Annotated in this window: 10 protein-coding genes and 1 pseudogene; 6 read left to right on the plus strand and 5 right to left on the minus strand. The window is 40.9% G+C overall.

Going from position 1 to position 12299, the window contains the following annotated elements; genetic code table 11:
- Positions 1 to 104: 104 nt before the first annotated feature.
- Positions 105 to 1073, minus strand: coding sequence for a glycosyltransferase family 2 protein (locus QUD05_RS22410; protein WP_289798002.1), 969 nt, complete (start codon positions 1071 to 1073; stop codon positions 105 to 107).
- 148 nt (positions 1074 to 1221) lie between these two features.
- A complete protein-coding gene (gene ctpB, locus QUD05_RS22415) occupies positions 1222 to 2562 on the minus strand; it encodes a carboxyl-terminal processing protease CtpB (RefSeq protein WP_289798003.1) in 1341 nt (446 codons plus the stop codon).
- 312 nt (positions 2563 to 2874) lie between these two features.
- On the opposite strand from ctpB, the gene QUD05_RS22420 reads away from it, so the two are divergent.
- A complete protein-coding gene (locus QUD05_RS22420; protein WP_289798004.1) occupies positions 2875 to 3564 on the plus strand; it encodes a YdcF family protein in 690 nt (229 codons plus the stop codon).
- A 9-nt stretch (positions 3565 to 3573) separates the two neighbouring features.
- On the opposite strand, the pseudogene QUD05_RS22425 reads toward QUD05_RS22420, so the two are convergent.
- The 3 genes and pseudogenes from QUD05_RS22425 to QUD05_RS22435 form a co-directional block, all read right to left on the minus strand.
- Positions 3574 to 3795 (minus strand): annotated as a pseudogene (locus QUD05_RS22425) (Txe/YoeB family addiction module toxin); the annotation flags it as partial.
- Positions 3796 to 3878: 83 nt separating this feature from the next.
- Positions 3879 to 4124, minus strand: a complete 246-nt coding sequence (locus QUD05_RS22430; RefSeq protein WP_322638400.1) for a type II toxin-antitoxin system Phd/YefM family antitoxin — start codon at positions 4122 to 4124, stop codon at positions 3879 to 3881.
- Between the two features lie 247 nt (positions 4125 to 4371).
- Complete coding sequence (locus QUD05_RS22435; RefSeq protein ID WP_289798005.1) at positions 4372 to 5574, minus strand: 3-dehydroquinate synthase; 1203 nt, start codon at positions 5572 to 5574, stop codon at positions 4372 to 4374.
- A gap of 475 nt (positions 5575 to 6049) precedes the next feature.
- Between QUD05_RS22435 and QUD05_RS22440 the strand changes: the two genes are divergently transcribed.
- From QUD05_RS22440 to QUD05_RS22460, 5 genes are all read left to right on the plus strand, one after another.
- A complete protein-coding gene (locus tag QUD05_RS22440; protein WP_289798006.1) occupies positions 6050 to 6928 on the plus strand; it encodes an EboA family metabolite traffic protein in 879 nt (292 codons plus the stop codon).
- A 131-nt stretch (positions 6929 to 7059) separates the two neighbouring features.
- The gene (locus QUD05_RS22445) at positions 7060 to 7995 is read left to right on the plus strand and encodes a TatD family hydrolase (RefSeq protein ID WP_289798007.1); all 936 of its coding nucleotides are present in this window, start codon (positions 7060 to 7062) and stop codon (positions 7993 to 7995) included.
- A 152-nt stretch (positions 7996 to 8147) separates the two neighbouring features.
- On the plus strand, positions 8148 to 9080 hold the full coding sequence (gene eboC / locus QUD05_RS22450; RefSeq protein WP_322638398.1) for a UbiA-like protein EboC: 933 nt from the start codon (positions 8148 to 8150) through the stop codon (positions 9078 to 9080).
- 363 nt (positions 9081 to 9443) lie between these two features.
- The gene (eboE, locus tag QUD05_RS22455; RefSeq protein ID WP_289798008.1) at positions 9444 to 10676 is read left to right on the plus strand and encodes a metabolite traffic protein EboE; all 1233 of its coding nucleotides are present in this window, start codon (positions 9444 to 9446) and stop codon (positions 10674 to 10676) included.
- 110 nt (positions 10677 to 10786) lie between these two features.
- On the plus strand, positions 10787 to 12160 hold the full coding sequence (locus tag QUD05_RS22460; RefSeq protein ID WP_289798009.1) for an alkaline phosphatase family protein: 1374 nt from the start codon (positions 10787 to 10789) through the stop codon (positions 12158 to 12160).
- Positions 12161 to 12299: the final 139 nt, after the last annotated feature.

Raw genomic sequence — 12299 nt, forward strand, 5'->3', positions numbered from 1 at the left:
TGAAAATGATTTTGCGTAATTTCAAAACCTTTGTAGAGGCTAGCAATTGCAACGTCTCTATACCAAGATTTACACATCTAAATCAGCAACGCTCTTTTTCTTCGTTACAGTCGAGCAATTATCTTGGCATTCTCTGGTAGCTTGGCGTCTCTTTGTCCAGCAGTACGCGCCCTAGCTGTGAACAAACCAATGGGAGTACTTAATAAATCTACAAGGGTGGCTTGCTGCGCCAACGCCTTTTTAATATCTCTTGGTACTTCCTTCAATAACCAACGCGCCAAACGATAACCGTATTCTTTGGGTGTCATCTCTCGCATTAAATCTACACCGTACAGCTCGTGCAGATAGCGATTTGAGCGTCCATAACGCTGCCATTGACTCTGTAGTTCTTGAAGTGTAGCGCGGTGGCGGTGCTGAACGATCGCATTTGGGGCAAATTCTAAACGCCCGATGTTTTCCCCCAAAATCCGCCAACAAATATCAGCATCACCACCAGTAGTCAGATAGGGACGAAATAAACCCACTTTTTCAAAGGCAATGCGTCGAATCGCCAAATTAGCTGTTTGACCATAGGGACGAAAGGAATGGTTAAGAGTATGCTTTTGCGATAAAGTTTCTTGACGGTCTGCGTGTTGTTCTAGCAGAGTTGTGCCTGGTAGTGCCAAAATTTCACCAGCAACAATTACCACTTCTGGGTTGACAAAAGGCTGAATTAGTGTATCTAACCATTGCGGTTGTGGGCGACAATCTGCATCGGTAAAAACGATAATTTCACTCGTAGCGGCGCGAATCCCAGTATTACGAGCAGCGTAAGAGCTTTGAATTTGGGTTTCGCTCAAGGGGCGAATTGTAATTGGGCAATTTTCGGCAGATGTTTTCAGGATGGAGAGAGTGCGATCGCTACTGTTATTGTCCACCAACAAGTATTCTACCCGGTCATTTGGGTAAGTTTGAGACAACAGACAATTGATTAACTCTGGTAAATCTGCCTCACCGTTATAAATAGGAACAACCACCGACACCATTGGTAAAAATCTGGTGGCGGTGGTTGCATCAACTGGCTGATGATTCATAAATCTGAGATTTTGGAGATGGGATTAGTAGCTAGTATTCCCAAACCAAAATCCTGGAACGGCATATCAAGCAGTTTTCATAACTCCAAAAATCTGGATTTGGGAATACTACTATATAAACACCTGGCAACAAATCATTCGTGTCAATTTAAAATTTCAGGTTATCAGCGCGGCTCATGGGTCGAGTCGGTTGATTTGCTGGCGGCTGGGCAAAGTTGTTATTTGATAGAATTGCGATCGCTCGAGCATATTGGGGATCGCTCTTAGTTCCGATTAAATCTGGATTAGAGGCCAATTGACGCTCTTGTGCTTCTGTCAAGTCTAGCTTGATATCTGGGGCAATCCCTTTATGGTTAATATCTGTTCCCGCCGGGGTGTAGTAATGAGCTATGGTGACAGCCAAGCCGGAACCATCTGCGAGTTCATGAACTGACTGCACTAGTGCTTTGCCAAAAGTTTGACCACCTACGACTACCGCCCGCTTATTATCCTTGAGTGCGCCTGTGAGGATTTCGCTAGCACTAGCTGAATTACCATCTACTAAGACCGCCAAAGGACGATTTGTCAAAGCAGTGCGATTAGCTTTAGTTTCCTCAGTGCCGCCCACACGGTCTACTGTCTTGACAATTCCGCCGTCATTATACCACATCCGAGCAATTTCAATGCTCGCCTGCAACAAACCGCCAGGATTTCCCCGCAAATCTAAGACATAAGAATCAACTTTCTTAGTGTTCAAATCGCGGATGGCTCGTTGCATTTGTTCTGCGGCGTGGGCGCTAAATTCTCGCAAACGGATATAGCCAACACGGCGATTTCCTTCTTGCTTGAGAGTATAGCGTACCGTTGGGACTTCAATACTTGCCCTTGTCAGCTTCAAATCAAAGGCATTTTGCCCTGTACGTCCCAATCGTAGCTTGATGGGAGTACCCGCTTTGCCACGGATGAGCTTAGAAGCGTCATCCACTTTCATTTTGAGAGTGGGTTTGCCATCAATTGCCAAAATTTCATCGCCTGCTTTGATCCCAGCTCTCAGTGCCGGAGAATTTTCTATGGCTTCGACAACAGTGAGGCGCTGAGTTTTGTCGTTCACTTCCATCCGAATGCCGATACCAGAAACTTCCCCAGATGTTTGGCTAGTTAGAGCTTCAAATTGTTGGGGGTCCATGAACCGAGTGTAAGGATCTCCCAATTTTTGTAAAGCTTCACGGATGGCAGTGTATGCTTCTTCCTTAGAAGAGTAGTCTTTGCTCAACAAGCTTTGCCTGGTTGCTTGCCAATCTTGTTGATTAAATTTACCATCAACATATTCATGATTTACCAGTTGCCAAACTTGGTCAACTATCACTTTTGGGCTGTCTTGTAGGGCTAGAGCAGCACGGACACCACGAGTCCAAGCGGGGCCGAACACGGAGATGGTAGCAGTTGTGGCGATCGCTCCACCAATCAAGGCTACTTGGAGCGGTGAGTAACTTTTCGCAGATTGGTTCATGTATACTTAGCTGGAATAATTGTGTTGTTGACAGTTTAGCAATCAGGCTTTCCAGAAATTTTTAAGTTTTTATACCCCAGAATCAACAATCTTCCTTCATCATTTTTATCCTTAAATGATGCCAAAAATGCCGCATTAGTTATTAACAACGATTTCTCAGTTTGTTAGTCTTCTCCGGAAGGCTATACTGAGCATGTGACACTTTAATTAGCGTCATGTTTGCATTCTAGATTACTTTTATAAGATAGCACTTTGCTCACTGAATTGCAGTACTGTTAGACAGTAATAAAATCAGTTTTTCTTACTTAAGTCATGAAACGCAAATTTACCATCAAATCATTAATTTCTATTAAAAAAAAATCTGCTAATCTGTGGCAATTGTTACAAAAACTCAGTGGTGGATTGTATGTTGTCCTGGGTGTTTGGCTGATTTTCACTACTATAACCTTAGTTTTTGCTTCTTCGCAGCCGATAGATGCCTTCTTTGTGCTAGGTGGCAGTATTCGTCGAGAAACTTATGTTGCCCAACTAGCAAAACAATACCCACAAACCCCAATTTTAATTTCTCATGGTTCCCCAGATCCCTGTATACGGTTAATTTTTGAGGCGGAATTAGCAGAGTTACAAAACGTTTGGTTAGAAAACTGCGCGAATTCTACCTTTGAAAATTTTTATTATGGTATTCCAATTCTGCGCCGTTGGGGAGTGCATAAAGTCATGTTGATTACCTCGCCCAGTCATTTACCCAGAGCTAAATGGATGGCACAGATTCTTTTGGGCGCTCATGGTATTTGGGTAGAGCCAGAAATTGTTCAAGAATTGGGTGTTCCTGGTAATCGGGAATCTTGGACTAAAACTGGATTAGATATAACGCGCAGCTTATTGTGGGCGATTTTAAGTCAAATTATTCAACCGCAATGCTCAAATGTCACAAAACTTACTGATGTAGATATGCAAGCTTGGGAGCATCGAGGTTTTCATTGTGAACACCAAGGGGGTTGAGGAGATAACTTACTCGTAATGCGTCCACATACGAATTATTTTGGCTACTTGCTCGGATTCGATGACCTGATATACCAACCGATGCTGTATATTTATCCTCCGAGAATAAGCACCTAATAAGTCACCAACCAGCTTTTCATAAGGTGGAGGATTTTCAAAAGGATTTTCTTTAAGGACTGCGAGTAATTCTTCGGCCTTTTCCTTTAAGTTACTAGAAGCTAATTTCTTCGCGTCTTTTTGCGCTTATCTTGTGTAAATCAACCTCCAACTCGCGGCTTCGGGGTTTGCAAGTGGCTCCTCAGAAGCTTGCTGACTCACCAATCCAACTCCTCATCACATTCTTGGATCGGGGTTGCTAGTCCTTCTTTTATAGATTCTCGCATTCCAGGGACAGATAATAGGTAAAGAGTCTCTTGAATTGCAGACCAATCTTTTTCTGCAAGCAGAATCGCATTACCGCGATCGCCTCGAATGATCACAGGTTTCCCCTGCTCTGCAACTTGGTCGATGATCTCTTGCAAATTCTTTTGAGCGTCGTTGACGGGAAGCGAAGACATCATAACTTTTTTAACTCACGATAATTTTAATTTAGTAGAAAAGTTGAGAAATTTACCACGTTATCAACGACGAAGAAGAGGAACTAAAAAGTATTTTGCAATTTAGAAGCACGAAGTTGCGATCGCTTTAAAAATTAAGCAGTATATTTGCATAAAATAATCGCTATTGGGCAAAGGTGAAGAAAATCTTACTCTCCACCTCTGGGCTTGTTGCTAAACATCGCTTCTGCTGATTGCATCCAAGGGAAAATTAATGCAAAAGTTCCCAATCTTGCAGCATAAAAATAGCATCTCTATACAAAGACAAATCCGCCTGGTTAACTTCTATTCCCTCTCCGATTCCTTGTAGAAGGGTAATTGTCAATTTTCCTCCCAAATGTTCGCGGAATTCTGTAAGCCCCCTAAACAGACAATGCGGATGGTCTAGTTGATCTAATTGCTCTGTTAATGCCGATACGTACAAAGTAAAGCCTAATTTTTTGAGTGTAGTTAGAACCCTTTGCCACTCTGATTGCAAGAGTTGCCCTGTTAAATATGAATAGGTTGTATCTAAAGCGATGCCGATCGCAACAGCTTCACCGTGACGTAGGCTGTAATTAGTTAAATGCTCTAGTTTGTGAGCAGCCCAATGTCCAAAATCCAAAGGACGCGATGAACCCATTTCAAAGGGATCGCCGCTACCAGCAATATGCTCTAAGTGCAACTGAGAGCAACGATAGATTAACCTTTCCATTATGTCCATGTCTCGATTAGCCAATTTATCGGCATTAGTCATAATGAAATCGAAGAAATCTGCATCTTTAATCAGCGCTACTTTTACCGCTTCTGCAATACCCGATCGCCAATCTCGATCGTCGAGGCTAGTAAGAAAATCAAAGTCATTCAAGACAGCATAAGGTGGCATGAATGTACCCAAAAAGTTTTTCTTACCAAAGGCATTGATTCCGTTTTTGACTCCTACACCCGAATCATTTTGCCCTAATACTGTTGTTGGTACTCGTAAGAGCCGAATTCCTCGGTGAGCCGTTGTTGCTGCGTATCCTGCCATGTCTAGGACGGCTCCACCTCCAATTGCTAAAACGTAGGAGTGACGGCACAATCCAGCTGCATTGATCCGCTGATGAATTTGCTCTATAAATCTAGAATCGTTCTTGACTGCTTCTCCACCTGGAACTACTATCGGTTCACCACTCAGTGTTAATATATCTTCATAACATTGGGCATAAGCTGATAATTTTTTTAATAGCCCATCTTGATATTGTAAAAATCCTGCATCTACCACCGCTAGTACTTGTTTTGGGGTTGTCTCCCCATCTGCGGCGATCGCTTGTGCAAGTAAAGGATTATCTAACTGAAACAGACCTCTAGTGAAGTGAACATCATAATTGAAGGTAACACGGACACATTGGTTAATTGGTTGTAGATTAAGAGCGCTTTTTTGTTGAATAGCCATTTGAATATTATTACTTTCTAAGTACCTGTAAATATATACAATATTGCAATTAAAGTTAACAGCAGTATAGACAAAACGAATCCATTATTTAATTTAATTTTGAAATGAATTACTAGGTAAATCTATTCAATAAACTAATCATACTTTTGAAGTGTCTTTGCCTAACAGATAAAGTTCAAATTAACATGAATTTACAATTTATATTAATGTCTGTGTTTGATATCTGAGGTTAGTAATAGAGATCATTATTACATAAAATTCTAATTTTTTTCCGTAAGATAATTTTATGATTTATCTAATCAAAATGGTATCTTTACAGTATCTTATTTAAAATCATGAGATTTTTATAGATTCAATGAAGTTACGATCCCAGTAAGATATTATCTCACTGCTTCAAACCCAAAATATCAAGTTTAATGCTATATTTTATACTTGGTTGTCACAAAGAAGTTGGGCAACTTATCCTGAATTTATCATGAGTAAAGTAAACAAATTACTGCATCACTGGCTGTTAAAGTCTGTTTCAGAGAAAGCTTTTACTTGGTTGGAACAGAAGCAGGCACAGATTGCTAGCGGCGCTGCTGAACGAGTGTTTTTTACGGCTTTTAGTGCTGTGCCGCGTTATCTAGGTAAACAGGATTTGCAGCTAACATTTCAAGACTTGGAAGCAGCAGAGGATCTGATTCCCGGCTGGTATCCTGGTAATTGGAGTGTAGATCAAGCAGGTCGGACACTCTTGCTTTTAGCTTTGCCCCACGATGATGCTGAGGGCTATGTGCGATCGCTCGATCGAGTCTTCTCCACTGCCGATATGGGGGAGTTAGTTGCCCTTTATCAAAGTTTGCCGCTTTTACCACATCCAGAGTTACATCGCCACCGTACTGCTGAGGGAATCCGCAGCAATATGAGTAATGTATTCCAAGCTATAGCACTACGTAACCCTTATCCAGCAAATTACTTAGATAATGCTGCTTGGAATCAGATGGTGCTGAAGGCTGTGTTTGTCGGCAGTCCGTTGCATCTAATTTGGGGTTTAGATCGGCGTGCTAACCCAGAATTGGCGAGGATGTTGGCAGACTATGCCCATGAACGTTGGGCAGCTAAACGCTCAGTTACGCCAGAACTTTGGCGACCTGTAGGGCGGTTTGCGGATAGCGCCATCATCACAGATTTGGAAAAAGTATTGGCTAATGGGGATATACACGATCAAGAAGCAGCAGCCTTAGCTTGTGCTGAGTCTCCTTTACCCCAAGCGCAAGCATTACTTTCTCATTACCCAGATTTACAGTCATCCATTCAACAAGGTAATCTGACTTGGAGCAGTTTTAGCCGCGATTCCTGCGGTGGTCACTGAGCTTTGTCGAAGTGCGAGCTATGCTAACGCTTGTCAGTTCACAAATGAAGAAGGGAATAGGTTACAGATTATTCCCTATTCCCTGTCACCTGTCACCTTTCCCCTAATCCCAATGCCCAACCATTAAAACCATGATGTTTATCGATCCTCACATTCACATGTGTTCCCGTACTACTTACGATTACTTAGTAATGCGGGAATATGGAATTGTCGCCGTTATTGAACCAGCCTTTTGGTTAGGACAACCCCGAACGAATGCTGGCTCCTTTAAAGACTATTTCAGTAGTCTTGTGGGTTGGGAACGGTTTCGTGCTAGTCAGTTTGGCATCCAACACTACTGCACAATCGGCCTAAATCCCAAAGAAGCTAACAATGAAGCGCTAGCAGCTGAAGTTATGGAACTGCTACCACTTTATGCCTGTAAAGAAGGTGTTGTTGCCATTGGTGAAATTGGCTATGACGATATGACAGAAGCAGAAGATAAGTACTTTTGTCAACAGTTGGCATTAGCTAAAGAACTCGATATGTTAGTACTAATTCATACTCCTCACCGCAATAAAAAGGAAGGTGCTAGTAAGAGTATGGATCGCTGTATTGAATATGGTTTAGATCCTTCACAAGTAGTTATCGATCACAATAACGAAGAAACCGTTGAAGAAGTATTAGGACGAGGTTTTTGGGCAGCTTTCACGATTTACCCACAGACGAAGATGGGTAACGCCAGGATGGTAGAAGTTGTCCGTAAGTATGGATGCGATAGCGTAGCGGGACGTGATAACGTTCGTCGCATCATTGTAGATAGTAGTGCTGATTGGGGTATCAGCGATCCTTTGGCAGTCCCGAAAACGGCTCAGTTGATGTTAGATCGGGGCATTCCTGAAGAACATGTACGAGCAGTTTGTTATGAAAATGCCCTTGCTGCTTACAGTCAAACTGGGCAGATGAAAGCTTCAGACTGGCTCAATCCCCAATCTGTTGATCAGCGTCAGTTGTTCAGTGGTAATTCTGTGCTACGGGGACAAGAACCAGGAATCAAATCAGTTTCAGATTTTGTGTTGATTGAGTAGAAAATTATAAGGGGGCATTGGGAATTGGGGATTGGGCATTGCAAGATAGATTTTCATCTTTGCGTTGTCAATGTAACTCATGGAGTCTCTCGGTTATTCATCTGTAATATGCGGGTTTGTTTTGAGAAATTAATAGGCACGGAGGCAGATAAGTGAATGTTGCAAGCTTAAACTTTCAAAGCTGGCGGGGTTATCTGGAATTGATGCGTCCTGCTAATATTGTTACTGCTTGGGCGGATATTCTTCTAGGTTTTGCTGCTTCTGGTTCTGGGATTATTTTTGTTCAATTAATGAATGGAGAAGCAAGTTTTTCCATACTAATTCCATTAGCTTGGTTGTTATTGGCTACCACTGGCTTATATGGCGGCGGTATAGTTTTTAATGATGTTTTCGATGCAGACTTAGATGCAAAAGAGCGACCAAATAGAGCAATTCCTAGTGGACGCGTATCTCGTCAAAATGCTACTTTATTGGGGAGTACACTATTTGCCATCGGGATTATAGCTGCTTTTCAAGTATCCTGGTTGAGTACTGCGATCGCTATATTTATTGCTCTTTCATCCCTTTTATATGATTCACTTGCCAAACATCATCCTTTTTTTGGTCCTTTAAATATGGGTTTGTGTCGTGGCAGTAACTTATTATTAGGTGTAAGTGCAGTACCTGCAATAGTTTGGGAACGTTGGTATTTAGCGCTAATTCCTGTTCTTTACATTGCTGCGATCACCGCAATTAGTCAGGGTGAAGTTCATGGAGGTAAGAAGATTACAGGAGTACTCGCATTACTGCTAATTGCAATAGTTTTGACGGCAGTTTTAGCTTTAGGATTATTAGAAGGGTACACTGCGATCGCAGCACTACCGTTTGCTATTTTATTAGCTATCAGAATCTTACCTAACTTTATCAAAGCTGCGCGGGAACCGATAGCCGAAAACATCCGCAATGCCGTGAAAATAGGCGTTTTATCTCTAATAGTTTTAGATGCAACCGTTGCATCTGGTTTTGCTGGGTTGTATTACGGTTTATTAGTTCTAATCTTGCTACCAATTTCAATGAAGTTAGCAAAAGTATTTGCTGTTACTTGAAGTTTAATGTACACACCCAGTAATACCATTAATCGGCTGTAGGGGCGTATAAATGTGCATTGGTGTCAACTTAACGCGAAACCTCACGTCCGCCAGGGATTGTAAATCCCTGTCTCATAGCTAAAGTCCTCTGAAGAGGACTAAAGAGCGCGAAAATTTTTAGTCTACTTGAGTAGACTTGAGCAATTAGTCTCTTATTATATTCCCTGGCGGGTGAACAACACCTAATCAGTACGCTATTTTTGGCTTAAGTTGACACCAATGATAAATCTGCGACCTTATCCATGAATATATGGCAAGTATTTTGTGAAATAGTTTAAGTCAAAGAAAACAGATTACATATACAAGGGATAAAGCGAGAAAATGAAAATTACAAAAAACAATAATTTTCACTTAACTTATTGCAGCAATATTCATCCTGGTGAAAGTTGGCTAGAGGTTTTCGCCAATTTAGAAAACTATATTCCCGAACTCAAGTCACGTTTATCACCTACAGAACCTTTTGGTATTGGCTTAAGGTTATCAGATGTAGCTGCAAAACAACTTTTAGAAAGTAATAATTTAGCTCAATTTCAAGCTTGGCTGACTCAACAAGATTTATATGTTTTCACCTTAAACGGATTCCCGTATGGCGGATTTCATCGACAGGTGGTAAAAGATCAAGTTTATGCACCAGATTGGTCTACACAAGAACGGGTTAATTATACATTAAACTTGGCACATATTTTAGCTAGTCTATTACCCCAAGGACTTGATGGTGGAATTTCTACACTACCATTATCCTATAAGCCTTGGTGGGTAAAAGACCAAACAACTTTTGAAACGGTTCTGAAAAAGAGTTGTTTGAACATAGCATCAGTTGTTGCAGAAATGATTCGCATCCACGAAACAACAGGTAAGATACTACATCTTGATTTAGAACCTGAGCCTGATGGATTAATTGAAAATACCTCAGAAGTAATTGATTTTTATCAAAATTGCTTATTGCCCATTGGCGGTAATTATTTATCAGAAAACTTAAATATTGAGCAACATTTAGCAGAAACTAAATTACTAGAACACGTTCGGGTTTGCTATGACACATGCCATTTTTCAGTTGAATATGAGGAACCGGAATCTGTATTTGCACGTTTGCAATCGGCAGGAATTAAGATTGGCAAAATTCAAATCAGTGCAGCAATTCAAGTAAAAATACCTGCTGATGTTGAAAAGCGTAGCTTAATAGTTGAACGCTTACGCCCCTTTGCAGAATCTACTTATCTTCACCAAGTAATAGAACGTCGCACTGATGGTACACTCCATCACTATCCTGACTTAATAGCTGCATTACCACATTTAGAACAATCTCTAGCTGAAGAATGGCGCACTCATTTTCACGTCCCAATTTTTATTCATGATTATCAAATTTTGCAGTCTACGCAAGATGATATTGCGACTGTTTTAAACTTACTTCAGACAAATAATGCTTGCTCACATTTAGAAATAGAAACTTATACTTGGGATGTATTGCCATTAGAAATGAAGATAGATTTAGCGACTTCTATTCAGCGTGAGTATGAGTGGGTATTAAAAGAATTCGTAATTCGTAATTCGTAATTCGTAATTAATTAAGATTGGAACTAGATTTTTGAGTTTAAATCTGTAGAGATGCATTATGATGCATTTCTAGTTATTTTTTCAAATTGGTATAAGAGAGGATTAAGTCTATGCGGAAAACAGTTGTTCTAAATGTCGTGGGATTAACGCCCAGTTTACTAGGAGAAAATACGCCGTTTTTATCTTCTTGGGCTGATAAAGGGCAAGTGGTTCCCATCAAAAAAGTGTTACCTGCTGTGACTTGTTCTGTTCAGGCTACTTATTTAACAGGAAAGTTGCCTAATGAACATGGTATTGTCGCTAATGGTTGGTACTTCCGCGATGAGTGTGAAGTGAAGTTTTGGCGGCAATCTAATAAGCTAGTACAAGCTCCTAAAATTTGGGAAATAGCTAAATCAATCGATCCAAATTTCACTTGTGCCAACCTTTTTTGGTGGTACAATATGTACTCGACAGCAGATTATGCGATTACGCCGCGCCCAATGTATCCCGCAGATGGGAGAAAATTACCTGATATTTATACACATCCTAGTGATGTGCGATCGCAAATTCAATCTGATTTAGGAAACTTCCCTCTGTTCGATTTCTGGGGGCCTAAAACTTCCATTAGTTCTAGTCAATGGATTGCCAATTCCGCAAAATGGATTGAGGAACGTTACAGCCCGACATTATCACTAGTTTATCTACCACATTTAGATTACTGTCTGCAAAAATTTGGTAACAATCAAACAGAGATTCAAGCAGATTTACGAGAAATTGATGCTGTTTGTGGGGATTTAATTAAATATTTTGAAGCACGCAATACTCAGGTAATTATTCTTTCTGAGTATGGCATTACGCCAGTTTCTAAAGCTGTGGATTTAAACCGCGTATTACGGGAAAATGGTTTAATTGCTGTGCGGGAGGAATTGGGGCGAGAACTACTCGATTTTGGTGCTAGCATTGCCTTTGCTGTTGCCGATCATCAAATTGCTCATGTATATGTGAATGATCCGGCGTATATCCCGAAAGTGCGATCGCTTTTAGAAGCGACTGAAGGCGTAGCGCAAGTATTGGATGAAGAGGGTAAACAAGCCTACCATCTCGATCATCCTAGATCGGGTGAGTTGGTAGCGATCGCACAATCTGACGCTTGGTTTACCTATTATTATTGGCTCGATGATGCAAAAGCGCCTGATTTTGCTAGAACTGTAGATATCCACCGCAAACCTGGTTACGATCCTGTAGAGCTTTTCCTCGATCCGCAAATAAAATTTCCTCAAGGAAAAATTGCTCTCAAGTTACTTAAGAAACAACTAGGTTTTCGCTACTTAATGGATGTAATTCCTTTGGATGCTTCCCTGGTGCGTGGCTCTCACGGTAATATCACCACTTCTCCAGATGAAGGGCCTCTATTTATCACTCATCAAACTCACCTAGTTGATGAACATCAAATTGAGGCGACAGATGTTTGCTCGTTGATTCTCAAACATTTAAATACCTGAAAGGCAGTATAGAAAAGATATATCGCCTCTGCATCTTACCAAAATACAAAAAAATTTATGGTAATTCATAATCATATCGAGTATGATTTTTATATAAACTCGTTATGACTATGAATTAGATTGTTCTATCAGTAGGTAT

Origin of the sequence: Nostoc sp. GT001, assembly GCF_030382115.1 — a bacterium.
In the GTDB taxonomy this organism is placed as follows: Bacteria; Cyanobacteriota; Cyanobacteriia; order Cyanobacteriales; family Nostocaceae; genus Nostoc.

What these genes read in the sequence shown, in the direction of transcription:
- QUD05_RS22410 (WP_289798002.1), bottom strand. Translation starts at nt 1,073, where the DNA reads ATGAATCATCAGCCAGTTGATGCAACCACCGCCACCAGATTTTTACCA.
- ctpB (WP_289798003.1), bottom strand. Translation starts at nt 2,562, where the DNA reads ATGAACCAATCTGCGAAAAGTTACTCACCGCTCCAAGTAGCCTTGATT.
- QUD05_RS22420 (WP_289798004.1), top strand. Translation starts at nt 2,875, where the DNA reads ATGAAACGCAAATTTACCATCAAATCATTAATTTCTATTAAAAAAAAA.
- QUD05_RS22430 (WP_322638400.1), bottom strand. Translation starts at nt 4,124, where the DNA reads ATGATGTCTTCGCTTCCCGTCAACGACGCTCAAAAGAATTTGCAAGAG.
- QUD05_RS22435 (WP_289798005.1), bottom strand. Translation starts at nt 5,574, where the DNA reads ATGGCTATTCAACAAAAAAGCGCTCTTAATCTACAACCAATTAACCAA.
- QUD05_RS22440 (WP_289798006.1), top strand. Translation starts at nt 6,050, where the DNA reads ATGAGTAAAGTAAACAAATTACTGCATCACTGGCTGTTAAAGTCTGTT.
- QUD05_RS22445 (WP_289798007.1), top strand. Translation starts at nt 7,060, where the DNA reads ATGATGTTTATCGATCCTCACATTCACATGTGTTCCCGTACTACTTAC.
- eboE (WP_289798008.1), top strand. Translation starts at nt 9,444, where the DNA reads ATGAAAATTACAAAAAACAATAATTTTCACTTAACTTATTGCAGCAAT.
- QUD05_RS22460 (WP_289798009.1), top strand. Translation starts at nt 10,787, where the DNA reads ATGCGGAAAACAGTTGTTCTAAATGTCGTGGGATTAACGCCCAGTTTA.